This window comes from Hyphomonas jannaschiana VP2, from assembly GCF_000685215.1.
GTDB classification, from domain to species: Bacteria; Pseudomonadota; Alphaproteobacteria; order Caulobacterales; family Hyphomonadaceae; genus Hyphomonas; species Hyphomonas jannaschiana.
Map to the genome: position 1 here is coordinate 332,442 of NZ_ARYJ01000003.1, position 16,507 is coordinate 348,948.

A 16,507-nucleotide genomic window follows, 5' to 3' on the forward strand; every position below is an offset into this window, starting at 1 on the left:
AGAACAAACTGCACTTTGGTTCAACGTCAGTTCTCTCTCGGAACAGCAAGTTCCCGTACAACATCTAATGCTGCTGTAACCATTCTGCGTGGAGGACGCATTGAAGCCGTTACAGGAACAGAAACTCTGGATGTACGAGAAGATGGTCGAAAGCCGTCATTTCGAAGATCTCATCAAACGGGCCTATTTCGAAGGAAAACAGCCTGTCTTCAACATGGCCAAGGGGCCTCTTCCAGGTGAGATGCATCTGTCGGACGGGCAGGAGCCTTGCGCTGTTGGCGTGTGTGCGCATCTGGCGCCGCAAGACAGTGTCACCGCGACACACAGGCCGCATCATACTGCCATCGCCAAGGGGGTGAATCTCAATGCCATGGCGAGTGAGATCTTTGGGCGCGCCAATGGGCTGTCCGGAGGCCGTGGCGGACATATGCACCTGTTCGATAAGGCAGTGAATTTCTGCTGCTCGGGCATCATCGCGCAAGGCATGGGGCCAGCCGTTGGCGCTGCCATGGCGTCAAAGCTGCGTGGCCAACAACATGTGGCGGTGGCATTCATTGGCGAGGGCGCGGCCAATCAGGGTGCCTTCCATGAAACGCTGAATCTGGCCGCTGTCTGGAACGCCCCGGTCGTCTTTGTCATTGAAGACAATGCATATGGTATTTCGGTTGCCAAACGTGCTGCCACGGCCATTGAACGGAATGCTGACAGGGCAGTTGCTTACGGCATGCCGGGTGTGTTTGTCCCCGGCAACGACCCGGACTTGGTGTTCGATGTTGCCGGTGAAGCCGTTGCTCGTGCGCGTGCCGGGGAAGGGCCGAGCCTGATAGAGATCGAAACGATACGCCTGGAAGGGCACTTTATGGGAGATGCGGAAGGTTATCGTCCCGAAGGCGAAAAGGACGCCCTGCATGCGCGTGATCCGATCAAGCTCTACAGGGCCCGCCTGGAAAACCAGGACATACCGCCTGCTGATCTGGACAAGATTGAGCAGGTTGCGAAGCAACGCGTCTCCGCCGCTTTCGAACATGCGCGCCAGTCTCCTGCACCCGTGTCGGAAGATGCCTTCACAACTGTCTTTGCGTGAGGAGCCACAGTGATGGAAAAGAAGCGTAAACTGACAATCGCGAAAGCCATGTCTGAGGCCATCGCCCTGGAAATGCGTACGAGTCCGGAAGTGCTGGTCATGGGGGAGGACATCGCCAAACTGGGCGGTGTGTTCGGCAACACGCAGGGGTTGCTTGATGAGTTCGGCCCTGACCGTGTGCGTGACACGCCGATCTCCGAGACGGCATTTATCGGTACGGCGGTCGGAATGGCAGCCGCTGGCATGAAGCCAGTTGTCGAGCTGATGTTCGTTGACTTCTTTGGCGTATGCATGGACGCGATATACAATCTGGCTGCCAAGCAAAGCTATTTCTCGGGCGGCAATGTCACATGTCCGATGGTTCTGATGACGTCTGTCGGTGGCGGCTATGGAGACGCCGGCCAGCACTCGCAGGCGCTTTTTGCAACCTTCGGCCACTTGCCGGGTCTCAAGGTAGTTATTCCGTCTAACGCCTATGATGCAAAGGGCATGATGGCGGCTGCGATCTCTGATCCGAATCCGGTGGTTTTCATGTTCCACAAGGCGCTTCAGGGTATGGGGTGGCTGGGGACTGTTCCGCGTTCGATTACGCACGTGCCAGAAGAGCGCTATACGATAGCGCTGGACCATGCGCACATTGTCCGCGAAGGCCGGGATATTACACTGGTCGGTCTCGGGCACACTGTGCACCTGGCGCTTGATGCCGCGGCCGAATTGGAAGGAGAGGGGATCGAGGCAGAAGTCATCGATTTGCGGAGCATCGCGCCGCTCGACAGGGAAACAATTATCAGATCCGTTGCCAAAACCGGCGCGCTTATCAGTGTGGACGATGATTATCATTCCTATGGCGTTGGCGCTGAGATCCTCGCCAACGTTGCAGAGCAGGATGACCTTCACCTGAAGGCACCGCTGAAGCGTATATCGTATCCGGACATTCCAGTGCCGTTTGCACCCGAAATGGAGCATGCCGTACTGCCCAATGCGGGCAAGATCGTGACTGCGGCTCGCAAACTACTCAAGGAGAGCGCACATGTCTGAGATCCGTATTCCTGAAGACTGCTGGGATGATGACAGCGAAGGTGCCATCTCCACTTGGTATTTCGATGATGGCGACAAGGTCGAGAGTGGCGATGTTGTCTGTGAGGTCATGAACGAGAAGGTATCGACGGAGATTACTGCGCCTGCCTCAGGCCTTCTGAAAATTGCGGTGCCGGCAGAAACGCCGGTAAAGAAAGGTGCCGTGATTGCTTCGGTGAGTAGCTGACATGCCGCCCGTAGAGCCAGGACTGCCAAAGCGCATCGGCGGTGTACGAAAGATTATTGCTGAGCGTATGCTCGCCTCTCTGCATTCTACCGCCCAGCTATCATATCATGGAGATGCGGACGTCACGGATCTGATGGCTCGCCGCAGTGCGTGGAAGACGGCCAGGCAGGCTATCAGCCTCGAAGACTGCCTCATACATGCCATTGCCCGGACACTGGAAGCATATCCGGACTTCAACGGTGTGGCCGATGATGTTTCGATCACGCGGCATGAATCCATCGACCTCTCGCTGGCAATCTCGACCCCGATGGGGCTGATGACGCCTGTTCTGCGGGATGTGGGCTCCATGCCACTTGGTGACATAGCTGACAGGCGACGCGATCTGATCGAGCGGGCGCAGGTCGGCAAGCTCGCTGTGTCCGAAATGAAGGGGGGCAGTTTTACGCTGTCCAATCTGGGGCATACGCGTGTGCGCTATTTCACGCCGATCCTGAATGCGGGCCAGATCGCGCTGCTTGGCGTTGGTCGCCTGGTGGAGACAGCTGTTGTTGATGAAGTTGGTCATCCCAAGGCGGCCCGCATGCTGCCGCTATCCCTGACAGCTGATCACCGGATTGTGGATGGAGAGCCGGCCGGTCAGTTCCTAGACCAGCTTTGCCGGCATCTTGAGCAGTTCCGTGCAAAGCCCTGAGCGTAACTGCGTCAGGTATTATCGGACGCCGGGTGGGCTGGACTTCGAAGCCATGCAATTTGAGGCCGTGGCGAACGAGGGGAAGCCGCAGGCGCAACTATATTTCTGGCAGCAGTCGCAATGTCTGGTCGTGCCCCGCGCCTACAGCCGGCATACCGGGATTGACGCGGCCATGGCGGCGGCGGGCGACCTTGGTTGGAGTGTTCTGTTCCGTGCTTCCGGCGGCTCGTGTGTGTTCCATGGACGTCAGGTGCTGTGTGTGACACGGCTGATTTGCGAACCTCGCGGAACAAGCGGGATTGATGCTCATTATCGCAGCTTCACGGCATCACTTTCTGGTGCCGCGGAAAGGCTCGGTGTTACGGGTGTCCGGACCGGTGCAGCACCAGATGCGCCCTGTGACGGCCGGTTCAATCTTCTCGCCGGAGACCGCAAGCTCGCGGGCACGGCCATGCGCCGGCGGAGCCGGGCCGGGATGGACACGACCCTCGCACATGCCTGTCTGTGGCTGAACGGCCCGCTTGCGCCATCGCTTCACGCTGTGGAAGTGTTCGAGACCCATCTGGGAACGCACAAAGCCTACCCGGAATCCGCCTGCATTACATTGGAGGAAGCGACAGGTCGGGCAGGTGAGGATCCGGCAGCACTTGCCAATGACTGGGTGAGTGCGATGATGGCCGACGCTGATCCTACATGCTCAGCAAGCGTGTAAAGCCGCCATCCACAACCAGGGATTCGCCGGTAATATAGCTCGCCTCATCACTTGCCAGGAACAGCATGGCACGAGCGATCTCTTCCGGATGTCCCACGCGTTTCATCGCAACAGTCTGAGAGAGCGTCTCCCGCAATTCCGCCTGATGTCCTGGGGCCAAGCCTTCCTCGGCACGTTGCAGCATCGGCGTATTGATCAGACCAGGGTGTATCGTATTCACTCGAATCCCGAATTGCGCAAGATCATTCGCGGCCGCGCGGGTCAACCCCATGGCTGCCATCTTGCTCGTCGTGTAGGGACTGGTATTGCCGAAGGCCCTCAAGCCATTAACGGAAGACGTGATAACCACGCTCCCGCCACGGTCTTTCATCGTGGCACCAAATACCTGAACCCCTTCGAATACGGCGCGGACATTGATGCGGAGAACCTTGTCGAAGTCCGCGGGATCAATTTCGAGGATATTCGCCATGGGCCCATCGACCCCTGCATTCAGGAGCGCGATGTCCAGACCACCGAATTCCCGCCGGGCTTTTGTGGCCAGGATTTCCAGCATACTCCGGTCTGTTGCATCGCCGGTCTCAGGGATGAAGCTTGCACCAATTTCATCAGCGAGGCGCGACACGCCTTCCCCGTTCATATCGAGGCCGAGCACGCGGGCACCCGCTTCCGTAAAAACACGAGCGGCAGCAGCGCCGATGCCGCTGGCTGCTCCTGTGATGATGACGGTCTTCCCGGTAAGGTCTGCCATTCGGGCGCTCCCATATTGGAAAAGAGGGATACCGGCCATTCAGAGAGACCGGTATCCCGGATAGTTCGAGGAGGAAACAAACGTGGGATCAGGCGTCGACAGTAAAGGACACCGGTTCCATTTTGCCTTCTGCCACGTCGCTCAGGAGCCGCGCGTCCAGGACCTGGGCAATGTTGCCATTCTCATCCGTGAACGCGATCGGGCCGTAGCCGATGAAGAGCAGTTCTGTCTCGACATCGACATTCGTGTCCGCATGAACTGCGCCGAGAGGTTCATAGCCCCAGTCGCCAGCTTTCGCGGTGCTGTCCTTGTACTTGAGTTCGCCCTTCAGCATCAGGAATTCGCCGGCACCGAGATGATAGTGACCTGCAAACATTCCGCCGGCATCAAGCTTCAGAATGATCGAAAATTGTCCGGTCTCGGGGCTTACCCGCAAAAGACGGTAATAGGCTCCGTTGCCCAGGCTGTGCCAAGCTAGGTCTTTCGGACTGTAGAGCAGTTCTTCTTCTTCGCGCATATCAGGGTCTCCAGGTTTGGTCGTTAGAATTCGATGCGGGCTTCAAGGCCCCAGCTTTCACGAGGGCCGTAATAGGTGGGGATGAACCCAAAGGTCGCCGTCAGGTCAGCCGCATCGACGACGTATTGTTCGTCGCCGATATTCTTGGCCCAGAGTGCGACTTCCCATCCGCCTTCTTCCGGTGCGATGGACAGGCGCGCATTGAGCAGCTCATGCGAGCCGCCTGAACTGATGGCTTCCAGTTCGTTCGGGTCGAAGTAACGCTGATCCACAAAAACGTATTCAAGGCGCGGGGTCACGACCCAGCGGTCTGCAATTGTGAAATCCTGCTGGCCCGCGAAATTTATGTTCCACTCCGGTGCGCCGGGCAGGCGGTTGCCGCTGAGATCCCCAGCGATCAGCGACATGTAGTTTTCGTAGTTTGCATCCAGATACCCGATTCCAAGCGAGAGGTTCATGCCGTCGACTGGGACGGCCGTGAACTCGCCCTCAAAGCCGGAAACCTCAGCGTCCGCAGCGTTTTCAAGAGCGATGACGATCGGGTTGGCCGTGCTGGAGCCTTGGGTGAAGGTAAATACCTGCAGATCGGTATAGTCGTATCTGAACACTGCCATGTTCGCGCGTAGTCGATCATCCAGTATCGTTGTCTTCAGGCCCAGTTCGTAGGAGGTCAGATATTCAGGATCGACTTTTGTGAACTCATTCGGATCGAAGAATGCCCCGAGATTATAGCCGCCCGAACGAAAACCGCGAGAGATGCTCCCATAAACCATGCTGTCTGCGCCGAATTCGTATTTGGCCAGCACCCGGCCAGACCAGGCGTCCCATTCGTCGGAACGGTTCGTTTCAGGAATGAGCGGTACTGTCAGGCCAGCAGGCTGAGTGCCGAAGGCACCATATGTCAGCAGGCTGTCGAGTGTCGCATCCTTTTCTTCAGAAGTGTACCGGAGACCGCCCGTGATCGAGAAGGCGTCGGTCAGCTGATAAGATGCCTCGCCATAGATGGCGTAAGTTTTCGTGTCACGCTGGGATTGGGCGTCCAGAGGCAGTGTGGCACTCGGCACATCGCCGAAAAGAGGACCCGAAGTGCGATAATGGAAGTCTTCTTTCAGGAAGTATACGCCTGAAATCCAGGTCAGGTCCCCACCTCCGTCATAGGACAGGTTAAATTCCTGACTGATCTGGTCGCCATCCTGTTGAAAGCGGAGTTCATCCAGGCTTAGCGGGCTTTGGTCGATGTCGCCGAGATAGTCAGTTTCGACATCCTCATAGCCCGTCACCGATTTCAGCGTGTAGTCGCCAAAATCCCAGGTAACAGCGAGATTTGTGCCCCATGTGTCTGCGTGGTGGCGATTGTCCGTCCGGTTGACATTGATGTACTTGGCATCATTCGGGACCGGGTCGACATAACCAAGCACATTGCCGCCATTGATGACGCCGACCGGTTTGCCTTGCTGATAGTCTGAACGGTCTTTGCCATAGTGGATATTCCACAGGACTTCGACGTCATCGTTGGGGGTGTAGCGCGTGATTGCGCGCACCGAGGCGAGATCCGTCGCATTGGCCCGCTCGCCATTGTACAAATTCCGGCGGTCGCCGTCGTCCGAAACCATCTTGCCCGCAAAACGTGTGGCAAGCTTGCCATCGACCGCAATGACAGTCGCAGCAGCTTCAAGCTCAGTGCGGTTATAGCTGCCAATTCCCATACGGACATAGCCCTCCTGGGTGTTGCCCGGTTTACGGGAGTGGAAATTTATTGCCCCCCCAGTTGTATTACGCCCGAACAGGGTGCCCTGAGGCCCGCGTAATACTTCCACGCGTTCCAGGTCGAACATCTGCATCATCTGCCCCCCGGTCAGTCCCTGCAGGACATCGTCGGAATAGATGCTCACGGGTGAGACGGTTGTCGCGTTGAAGTCGTTGTTTCCCACGCCCCGGATGAAGATGTTTGGATTACCGCCAAATGTCTTGATTTCCAGGTTTGGCACCTGGTCGTCGATCGCAAGAGAATCCGTGAAGCCGAAATCGGCGATTGCCTCGGCATCAAATGCAGAGACAGACAGCGGCACGTCCTGAATGTCTTCAGACGTCTTGCGCGCCGTGACGCTGACGGATGGCAGGCGGCGAGGCGCTGCCTCTTGTTGGTCGGCTTGACCCGCTTGATCGGGTGCATCCTGCGCGATAGCGGCCGAGTATGGCGCAGCAATGATCAGAGCGACAATCGCGGCAGATGCAGTCAGTGTCTTTTTCACGGAATCCTCCCAGACTCTCAGTTTTGTTATTGATTGTTTTGATAGAATTTTGCGTAGGCGGTGCGGAGAGTCTTCTTGTCGACTTTTCCGGTAGCTGTGAGTGGCAGGCCATCCACCACCACGGCTGCTTCTGGCACCCACCAACGCGGCAGCTGTGACTTCAGGAACTCCAGTACTTCGACTTCGGAGACATCTGTACCAGGCCGTGTCGTATAGACGAGCAAAGGGCGTTCATCCCATTTGGGATGCGCCAGACTGATCGCAGCGGCCATGTCCACAAGCGGATGCTCAATCGCTGTGTTTTCCAGTGTGATCGAACTGATCCACTCTCCGCCAGACTTGATGATGTCCTTCGTACGATCAGTGATTTGCATATAGCCAAGCGGATCGATCGTTGCGACATCCCCGGTGTCGAACCAGCCATCCTCGGTGGTAACCGGTTTCTCATGTCCGAAATACTGGTTTACGACCCAGGGGCCGCGGATCATCAGCCGGCCACTGGTCTGTCCGTCCTGCGGGAGTTCGTTGTCCGCTTCGTCCAGCAGTTTCAGATCCACGCCAAACGGTATGCGTCCCTGCTTTTGTGATAGAAGGGTAGCGCGGTCATCGTCGGGTAACGCCGCTGCGCGACTGCTCAGAGTAGAGATCACTCCCATCGGGCTCGTTTCCGTCATGCCCCAGACCTGAACCACTTCCACGTCGAGCTTGTCGGCGAAAGCACGCTTGAGGTCCGGTGGTACGGCGGACCCTCCCATGAATACCCTCTCAAGCTTGGGCAGGTTTCGTCCCTGCGCTATCGCGGCGTCGAGCACCGACTTCCAGACTGTTGGTACGCCCCACGCGAGCGTGACCCCTTCGGCCTCGCAGAGGTCCAGCAATGAGGCGCCATCCAGCCTTGCTCCGGGCAAGACGAGACGAGCACCATTCATCGGCGCTGTCATCGGTAGGGCCCAGGCTGTCGCATGGTACATTGACGCGCAGGGGAGGATGACATCGGTTGGCGCAATGTTGAAGTTTCCCGGAGCGCTGGCTGCCAGGGCGTGGATCAGGCAGGAGCGGTGGGAATAGAGCACCCCTTTGGGATCGCCGGTTGTCCCGGACGTGTAGCAAAGAAACGCTCCGTCGCGTTCAGATAAGCCGGTTGGCCCATCGCTGGGGGGCGCATCAGAAATGAAGCTTTCATAGTCTGTCAGTGCGGGTGAACTCTGTGCCGGGAGATGTCCTGACTCTGCCAGAACGATACAGTCGCGCACCTGCGGACGGCTGGCAATGATTGCTTCGGCCTGTGCCGAGAAAGCCGGGTCGAAGAACAAGAGGTCTGTTTCAGCCTGGCTGACTGAGAAGAGAATTTGCTCAGTTGTAAATCGGGGATTGATCGTATGGAGAATATGACCCGCGGATGTCACGCCGTAGTAGAGCTCCAGGTGTCGCCGAGTATTCAACGCCAGGGAGGCGATCCGGCTTTGCGCAGGCAGCTTCATTGCCTCCAGCGCCCCTGTCAGCTTTTCGACACGGGCCTGTGTCTCCGCATAGGTTTGGGAGCGTGCAATGCCATCCTCATCCAGTGAGAACAGGCTCAGGTCGCCATGCCTACGGCCTGCGTATCGGAGAATTTCCGGTACACGCAATTCCAGATCCTGCATCAGATAGTCGGCCAAGGCACTGTTTCCCCTATTTTTTCTTATTTTCTTCATTTGCCATGGGATTTTCGCGTCCTGCTTGCCTGTGAAGGCCGTTTGTCTGTCCTTGAGGCGCACAAAGTGGCCAGGCGTTTTGCGTCGAGGCGAATTGGCCCTATTGTGGGCCTCATAAGAAAAGGGATATCGGGAGGAATTCATGGCGGAGCTGCAGGACAGCGCCTCTCAGCAGGCGCGCCGAATTCGTCTGGAAAATGCGAGTTTTAACGACTTTTGTGAGCGCCTTTGTGCGGTTCATTCGAACTGGGACTTGAAACGCCCGGATGTCCCGGGGTGCGATGCCGAGTTCCGACATGCACGCATGGGCGATACCGATTTTACAGACGTTCAGGTTGGATTCGGATTGTCTGGACAGCGCACGGCCAGTCAGATCCAGCGTGCCAATGACGTCTTTTTCGGGGTTATTCTCATGTTGGCGGGGGGGCAGCGGCTGATCCAGGATGGTCATGAGATTGACCTTCAGCCTGGAGACATTTCAGTGTGGGATGCTTCACGGCCAGCGCAGTTCAGTTCTACCGGTGCCGTGCGGCAGATTTCGGTTCTTGTTCCTCATAACAAGTTGAAGCTTTATTCTTCCAATATCGAAGATGTTTGCGCCCAGCGTATCAATGGGCGCTCTGGGCTCGGTCTTCTTCTGGCTTCGCACCTTCAGGCGCTCAGCGTGGTCCTGGCAACGTCCGACGACATCGAACATGCCAGCACGGAAGCGGCTACGCTGGACCTTGTGAGCGCTGCAATCCGCCCGGACAAGGCGGGTGAATACAAGTCATCCATTCACAAGACCATGCTTCGCCGGGTTCAGGACTACATCGTCAATAATCTTCGCGATCCAAATCTTTCGCCCGCGACGATCGCTGACGTTTTCCGGATCAGTCCCAGGTATCTTCATAAGCTATTTGAAGCGTCAGACTTCACCTTATCCGAATGGATTTTACAGCGGCGACTACTGGCTTGCCAGTCATCGTTGAAAGACCCCGCACTCAATCACATGACGATCACCGAGATTGCCTTCAATTGGGGCTTTAACAGCGCACCTTATTTCTCCCGTGTGTACAGGCAGAATCTCGGCACAACGCCGAGCGGCACAAGAGCGGCCCAGAATAAATTCGGTGGAAACCCGGTTTAACGTCAGCCCACGGTAGGTGTCGGTACGACTGTGATCGGGATAAGCAATTGTTCTGTTTGGACTTGAAACAAAAAAGAGACTGCGTTGCTACTCGCTAAGCAGTCTCCCTTATGTTCATCCACGCAACCTCAAAGGCTGGCGTTGAGCGGCTATCTTTCGGCGCCAAAGCGGTAGGTCAGGCTCACGCCATATGTGCGGGGGTCGCCATACACCAATTCATCGAAACCGAAGTCTGCGACGTCGAACGCGTCGACGAGATATTCCTCATCGGTCATGTTCTTGACAAAGGCCGCAAGCTCCCAGCGTGCGTCATCCGGCTGCAAGGCCAGACGGGCGTTGGCAATCCAATAGGCGTTTTGCCCGATGCGGTCGGTATTCTGCGTATCGAAGTACTGATCGCCGGTATAAGAGGCATCCGCGCTGGCGACGAGGCCGAGGTCTCCCCAGATCGGTCCGGTTTCGTAGCGGCCACGGGCCACAAGACTCCATTCCGGCGCGGCAACCATTGTGTTGCTTGAGAATTCCTGCCCGATCGGGGTGACGAAGTCGGTATACTCTGCGTCGAGATAGGTCGCCGCGAGTGCAAGTTCGAGGCCGGCGAGCGGAACGCTGGTCACGTCAAATTCGAAGCCTTTGATCTCGGCTTCCTTGGCATTGAACAGAGTCTGCGTCGGCACAGCGCCCGGCGCGAGACCGAAGACCTGGAGGTCGGAATAGTCATAGTAAAAGGCTGCCGCGTTCGCGCGCAGGGTCCGATCAAACCATTCTGACTTGATGCCTGCCTCGTAAGCCATCAGCTTTTCGGGGTCGACAACAGAGGCTTCGATGGGATCCGATGTGGCGCCGGTGTTAAATCCACCACTCTTGAACCCGCGTGAAACGGACCCGAAGAGCATCACGTCATCACTGACGTCATAGGAGAGGGCGGCGCGGAATGTCGGTTCCTCAAAGCTGAGTTTGTTTGTTTCGAAAAAAGACGTGTCCAGCAGGGTCGCATAGACCGGCATGTCACCGTCCAGGGGAACGGCATTGACCGGCCCGGCATACGCAACGTGGTCCAGCGTGCGCTCTTCCCAGGTGAAGCGGGCGCCCAGCGTTGCCGTCAGGCGGTCGGTCAGTTCGTAATCGGACTGGGCAAAGAGTGCGAACGTGTCTGTCTTCTGCGTGTAGAAGCGATCCGTTCGAAGAATGAAATTCGCGGCATCGAAATAGGGGGCATCCGGCGTCGGATTGGCGTCAGCGAGGATTTCAAAAGAATCCTGTCCATTCAGCTCGTCCTGCAGGTAAAACGCCCCGAGGATCAAGCTCATGGGCCCGTCCCATTCCGAGGCCAGACGAAGTTCCTGGCTGAACTGCTCCGAGCCGTCTTTGATGTATTCTTCGACAAGGCGGTTCGGCGACGCATCGACTTCGAGGATCGCTTCGCGATCGGTGTCGAGATAACCCGTAACCGATGTTAGTGCCCAGTTTCCAAGGTCCCACTCCACTTGCAGGCTTGCGGTAAAGGCTTCGACCTCTTCAGGCGTGTCTTTCAGGTTTTCTGCACCGGAATAGGGATCCGCATCGTCGGTATAGCCGAAGGCATCTGCGCAGACCGCTGCGCCACGACCGCCGCATACGCCGTTATAATCGGTCAGGCCATACTCACCTGTTGCGAAATTGATGAGACCCTGGCTTTCATAAGAGCGCGATGTGGCACTGCTTTTGCCGTACTCAAGTTTCCCGAGAATGCTGAGATCGGAGGTCGGTTCCAGCAGCATCTGAAGACGGCCGGCCTGGAAGTCGACATCGTTCTTTTTTGCGCTGGTGCCATCCGGGAAAGATATATCGCGTGTTCCGTCTCGCGAATTGGAAACGCCTGAGATACGGAAAGCCAGCTTGTCGCTTACGGGCAGGGTCACAGCCCCTTCGAGGTCCAGCTGATTGAACCGGCCGGCCGTTGCGTTGATGTAGCCCCCTTGCTCAAAGCCAGGCTTTTTCGTGTGCACGCTCAGCACGCCCCCGGTCGTATTGCGGCCATAGAGGGTTCCTTGCGGCCCCTTGAGAACTTCGACGCGGTCCAGGTCGAACAACTGAAAAAGCTGACCCGTGGTAGAGTTGTAGAACATGTCGTCAATCATGACGCCAATTGCGCCGCTATTGGCGGGATTGAAGTCATTGATGCCGACACCGCGGATGAAGATCGTGGGGTTGGAAGCGGAGAAAGAAGATTTGATCTGCAGACCGGGGACCTGTTGGGCAAGGTCTTCGCTGGTACGATAGTCGCCTTCGGTGAGCATGCGTGCGTCAACAGATGTGACGGTGACCGGCACATCCTGCTGGGAGGCTTCCCGGCGCTCGGCGGTCACTTCGACCGTCTGCAGGACGCGGCTGCGCGTGTCTGCCTGCTCCGCTTCCTGCGCGACGGCCGGCGCAGCTGCTGACAAGGCAATCGTGGATGCAAGCCCCACCACGAGGGGTAAACGGTCAATTTTTTTCATTTTTTCTCTCCCTGTTCCGCATCACGAAAGATCGGCGATTGGCGGCATTAAAATGGAAGCTCTTCGGGTTTCATTTGCACGAAGACGCTCTTTTTCTGTGTGTACGCGTCGAGGACATCCCAGCCGTTTTCACGGCCGATGCCGGACTGTTTGTATCCGCCGAAGGGAATCTGCATCGGCTGGGCCTGATATGTGTTGATCCAGAACATGCCGGTCTGCACATTGGCGGCGATGCGGTGGGCGCGTGTCAGGTCTTTCGTGACCACGCCACCTGCCAGGCCATAGTCCGACTGATTGGCGCGTGTGATGACCTCGTCCTCGGTTTCGAATTTGAGGACGCTCATAACCGGGCCGAAAATCTCTTCACGGACATGTTCCATATCATCCGTGCAATCTGCGATGACGGTGGGTGCGTAGAAGGCGCCATGCTCGTGACCGGGCACCTCTGCCCGATGCCCTCCGCAAACGACATTCGCGCCGGCTTCGCGGGCGCGATCGACAAATCCGTTCACCACACCCAGATGGTCCATGGAAATGAGTGAGCCGATCTGCGTTTCGGGATCGGCTGGTGATCCCACTTTCAGCGATTTGGTGCGCTTCACAATTTCATCCAGCACGGCGTCATAGATACTGGAATGGATGAACACGCGTGTGCCGTTGGCGCAGATTTCGCCCTGGGTCAGGAAGTTGGCGTACATGGCGAGCCGGGCGGCATGTTCCGGATCGGCGTCTTCGAAGATAATAAGAGGGGATTTGCCGCCGAGTTCCAGGGAGACCTCTTTGAGGCGCGGGGAGGCGGCTTCCATGACTTTACGCCCGGTGGGCGCGCTGCCAGTCAGCGAGACCTTTTCGACGGCCGGGTGGGCGGCCAGCGCCGCGCCCGGATTGCGTTCGCCCTGCAGCACGTTGAACACGCCGGGCGGCATGCCTGCCTCGATATAAATTTCGGCAAGGTGCACAGCATTGATCGGGGTCAGCTCTGACGGCTTGAAGATCATCGCATTGCCGGCGGCGAGGGCAGGGGCGGACTTCCAGCAGGCGATCTGTAGCGGATAGTTCCATGCACCGATCCCGGCGCATACCCCGATCGGTTCGCGGCGTGTGTAGTAGAAGCCGTAGCCGAAATCCTGGTATTCCCCGGCCAGACTGCCGGCCAGATTGGCATAATGCTCAATCGCGTCGGCGCCGGTCTGAATGTCGACCGCCAGCGCTTCGCCGATTGGCTTGCCCGTATCCTCAACTTCTATGCGTGCCAATTCGTCATTGCGTGCGCGCAGCAGCTGCGCGGCCTTGCGAAGGATGCGTCCGCGTTCCTCGGCGGGCATGGCGGCCCACACTTTCTGGGCCCTTGTGGCGGATGCGATCGATTCCTCGATCTGCGCCGGGCTGGCTTCACGGAATTTGCCGATCTCGGCGCCTGTTGCCGGATTACGGCATACGAACTCCGTCTCGCCTTCACCGGCCACACGTTTGCCGTCGATGAACAAGTCTATGGCGTAGCTCACGTCGCGCTTCCTTTTCCCTTGCGGATATTCGTCTGGTCGACTACCGATACAAAAAATAACTGCACGTTCAATTACATTTTGTCAATTGCGTACGGTCAACCTGCCCTCAGGGGCGTCAATTCGGCGTCTGGCGAGGGTTTTCAGCCGCACGTTCAGGAAAGGGGAATCATGCGTATCGGATTTATCGGTCTCGGAAATATGGGTGCAAACATGGCCATGGTGCTGTTGCGCTCAGGTCTGGACCTGAAAGTGCACGACATCGACAAGGCCCGCGCAGCCCAGCACATTGATGGCGGGGCCAGATGGGCTGAAACTCCGGCGGAGTGTGCCCGAGATGTTGACATCCTCATTACCTCACTGCCCAAGCCGGATGTGGTCGACCGCGTCATGCGCGGCGAGAATGGCGTTTTCGAAGGACTCGGTGAAGGCACGATCTGGGTCGATACGACCACCAATGATGCGGGGCTTGTCATCGAGCTGGCTGAGCAGGCGGCCGCGATGGGGGTGAAGACGGTCGATTCGCCGGTGACCGGGGCCGTCGATGGCGCGCGCCGGGGCGAGCTGACCCTGTTTGCAGGCGGAGATGAGGCAGCGCTGGATGTCAGCGAACCCATCCTTGCGCGGATGGGCCGCGTGATACGGTGTGGCAAGCTCGGCACCGGGAATGCCGTGAAACTAGTGACCAATTATCTCTGGTTCACGCATGCGGCCGTGATCGGGGAAGGCTTGATGCTGGGCAAGCGTGCAGGCGTTCCGCTGGATGTCCTCTGGGATGCAATCAAGGACAGTGTCGGTGACAGCTTTGTCGCCAGGCATGACGCCCCGTCGATCTTTGCCGGCCACTATGATCCATCCTTCACGCTGGATCTCTGCCTGAAGGATCTGCGTTTGTGCGCTGCGCTGGCGGAGCGCGGAAATGTTCCGATCCCGATCGGTTCGCGCGTACGCGAACGTTTCGCGGATGCTGCCGAAGCCTATGGCGGCGACGTTGGTGAGCTTCATGTTGCCAAGCTGATCGAGGACGCGGTGGGAGAAGACCTGCGCCTGGAGGGTGACTGGCCGCTGCACTGGGAGGCGTGAGGCCTCCCAACGCTACGGCTGGAGATGAGATCGCAGGCAACCCTGGGCAATTTCATCTGCCATTTGGGAGGTCAGCTCCGAACCACGCTGGGCGTGGGCGATCCAGAGCCCGTCCACGATCAGTGAGATTTCCGATACAAACGCCTCGGCGTCTTCCGGCGGCATAAACCTTTTCGCATAGCGGTTCAGGCTGCGCCGCAGCAGACGGTCGCTGAGGCGTTCGATCCGGGAGAAGCCCGGATTTGACTGGGCATGCGCCCAGAAATGCAGCCAGACCGTGCAGAATTCCGAGTTGAAGAGAGCTGGTGCAAACTTTGATGAAATGACGCCCTTCAGACGGTCTGTGTCCGTTTGCGCCACGGCGACGGCGCGCTGCTCCTCGGTCAGGACGAGTTTTAACAGGTGCCGCATCGTGGCTTCGAACAGGTCGTGCTTGTTGTCGAAATGCCGGTAAATGGTTCCGCCTGTCAGACCAGCAACGGCCGCGATCCTCTGAATGGTGGATTCGGCGTACCCATACTTGTTCACGCAAATGATCGTCGCTTCGATCAGGCTTTGCTTGCGCAGCAGTTTTTTCTCGGCTCGTCCCATGGCGTTCAGCCTTTAGCCGCAGCAAAGCCAAGGCGCCGCTCCAGATAACCGAAGACGATGGCCTGGGCGGCTTCAGGTGTGACCGCATCATTGTCCTGCGCCTTGCGAATCCAGAGCCCGTCGACCATGGCGACGAGTTCCTGCACGATCTTTTCCGCATCTTCCCGCACGAGCAGTTTGCTCAGGGCGTCGAGAAGGTTGCGATGAAAACGCTGGGCGTTGATCCGCTCGAGCCGGGCCAGTTCTTCCGACCGGGCTGTCTCCGACCAGAACTGCAGCCAGACGAAGCAGTTGCGCTGGGTGTAGAGCGGTTCGGACAGGTTGGCATGGAGGATTGCACGGGCGCGCGCCAGCGGTGTGTCGACCTTTCCGAGTTCGCGAACGAGTGTGTCGCTGATGTCCGACATCAGTTGCCGCATGACGGCGGCAAACAACTCTTCCTTCGATCCGAAGTGATAGTGGATGTTGCCGGCGGACAGTCCGGCTTCCTCGGCAATCCGCTGGGCGGTGGCCTCGTGGAACCCGTACTTGTAGATCACCGAAATGGTCGCATCGACCAGATGGCTCTGGCTTTCATTCCGGTGGCGGCGTTGGCGTGGCAGTGTCGTCATGACCCCTGTCTGGCTTAAGGTAGTGTGCATCGTCTCTTGCACAGGTTTTCGTACCGCCAAAGGGAAGTCTGTGCTGTGAGGCCGCTGGAACATACAGCTAAGCATAAATGTAATTGCTTGACCATTTACATTTTGTGGTGATTTTGCGA

The 16,507-nt window shown here is 57.7% G+C and carries 15 protein-coding genes; 7 read left to right on the top strand and 8 right to left on the bottom strand.

What is annotated here, in order from left to right; genetic code table 11:
- The first annotated feature begins 130 nt into the window (after positions 1-130).
- From HJA_RS06270 to HJA_RS06290, 5 genes are read left to right on the top strand one after another with little or no spacing between them, the layout of a single operon-like run.
- Positions 131-1,084, top strand: coding sequence for a thiamine pyrophosphate-dependent dehydrogenase E1 component subunit alpha (locus tag HJA_RS06270; protein ID WP_035579536.1), 954 nt, complete (start codon positions 131-133; stop codon positions 1,082-1,084).
- Between the two features lie 12 nt (positions 1,085-1,096).
- Positions 1,097-2,122: an alpha-ketoacid dehydrogenase subunit beta gene (locus tag HJA_RS06275; RefSeq protein ID WP_081814564.1), complete on the top strand. Its 1,026-nt coding sequence runs from the start codon at positions 1,097-1,099 to the stop codon at positions 2,120-2,122.
- A complete protein-coding gene (locus HJA_RS06280; protein WP_035579537.1) occupies positions 2,115-2,348 on the top strand; it encodes a lipoyl domain-containing protein in 234 nt (77 codons plus the stop codon). Before HJA_RS06275 ends, HJA_RS06280 begins: the two co-directional genes overlap by 8 nt.
- 1 nt (position 2,349) lies before the next feature.
- Complete coding sequence (locus HJA_RS06285; protein WP_035579539.1) at positions 2,350-3,039, top strand: 2-oxo acid dehydrogenase subunit E2; 690 nt, start codon at positions 2,350-2,352, stop codon at positions 3,037-3,039.
- A 52-nt stretch (positions 3,040-3,091) separates the two neighbouring features.
- On the top strand, positions 3,092-3,751 hold the full coding sequence (locus HJA_RS06290) for a lipoyl protein ligase domain-containing protein (protein WP_035579541.1): 660 nt from the start codon (positions 3,092-3,094) through the stop codon (positions 3,749-3,751).
- Here HJA_RS06290 and HJA_RS06295 read toward each other — a convergent pair.
- The 4 genes from HJA_RS06295 to HJA_RS06310 form a co-directional block, all read right to left on the bottom strand.
- Positions 3,729-4,499, bottom strand: a complete 771-nt coding sequence (locus tag HJA_RS06295; protein ID WP_035579543.1) for an SDR family NAD(P)-dependent oxidoreductase — start codon at positions 4,497-4,499, stop codon at positions 3,729-3,731. The two genes, HJA_RS06290 and HJA_RS06295, sit on opposite strands and share 23 nt — an antisense overlap.
- Before the next feature lie 88 nt (positions 4,500-4,587).
- On the bottom strand, positions 4,588-5,016 hold the full coding sequence (locus tag HJA_RS06300) for a 2,4'-dihydroxyacetophenone dioxygenase family protein (protein ID WP_035579546.1): 429 nt from the start codon (positions 5,014-5,016) through the stop codon (positions 4,588-4,590).
- Positions 5,017-5,039: 23 nt separating this feature from the next.
- A complete protein-coding gene (locus HJA_RS06305) occupies positions 5,040-7,268 on the bottom strand; it encodes a TonB-dependent receptor (RefSeq protein ID WP_035579548.1) in 2,229 nt (742 codons plus the stop codon).
- Between the two features lie 26 nt (positions 7,269-7,294).
- Entirely contained in the window at positions 7,295-8,926 is a 1,632-nt protein-coding gene (locus HJA_RS06310) for an AMP-binding protein (RefSeq protein WP_162177035.1), read from the bottom strand.
- A gap of 178 nt (positions 8,927-9,104) precedes the next feature.
- On the opposite strand from HJA_RS06310, the gene HJA_RS06315 reads away from it, so the two are divergent.
- The gene (locus HJA_RS06315; protein ID WP_035579550.1) at positions 9,105-10,091 is read left to right on the top strand and encodes an AraC-like ligand-binding domain-containing protein; all 987 of its coding nucleotides are present in this window, start codon (positions 9,105-9,107) and stop codon (positions 10,089-10,091) included.
- A gap of 149 nt (positions 10,092-10,240) precedes the next feature.
- On the opposite strand, the gene HJA_RS06320 is transcribed toward HJA_RS06315, so the two are convergent.
- Together HJA_RS06320 and betB are read right to left on the bottom strand one after the other, a co-directional pair.
- Positions 10,241-12,571, bottom strand: a complete 2,331-nt coding sequence (locus HJA_RS06320; protein WP_035579552.1) for a TonB-dependent receptor — start codon at positions 12,569-12,571, stop codon at positions 10,241-10,243.
- A gap of 47 nt (positions 12,572-12,618) precedes the next feature.
- Entirely contained in the window at positions 12,619-14,076 is a 1,458-nt protein-coding gene (gene betB, locus HJA_RS06325; protein ID WP_206741686.1) for a betaine-aldehyde dehydrogenase, read from the bottom strand.
- Positions 14,077-14,244: 168 nt separating this feature from the next.
- Between betB and HJA_RS06330 the strand changes: the two genes are divergently transcribed.
- A complete protein-coding gene (locus HJA_RS06330; protein ID WP_035579556.1) occupies positions 14,245-15,156 on the top strand; it encodes an NAD(P)-dependent oxidoreductase in 912 nt (303 codons plus the stop codon).
- Positions 15,157-15,168: 12 nt separating this feature from the next.
- Here the strand turns inward: HJA_RS06330 and betI (HJA_RS06335) are convergent, their stop codons facing one another.
- Both betI (HJA_RS06335) and betI (HJA_RS06340) read right to left on the bottom strand, forming a co-directional pair.
- Positions 15,169-15,747 (bottom strand): transcriptional regulator BetI, encoded by a 579-nt coding sequence (gene betI / locus HJA_RS06335; RefSeq protein WP_035579558.1) that lies wholly within the window; start codon positions 15,745-15,747, stop codon positions 15,169-15,171.
- Between the two features lie 5 nt (positions 15,748-15,752).
- Positions 15,753-16,358, bottom strand: a complete 606-nt coding sequence (gene betI / locus HJA_RS06340; RefSeq protein WP_051597433.1) for a transcriptional regulator BetI — start codon at positions 16,356-16,358, stop codon at positions 15,753-15,755.
- Positions 16,359-16,507: the final 149 nt, after the last annotated feature.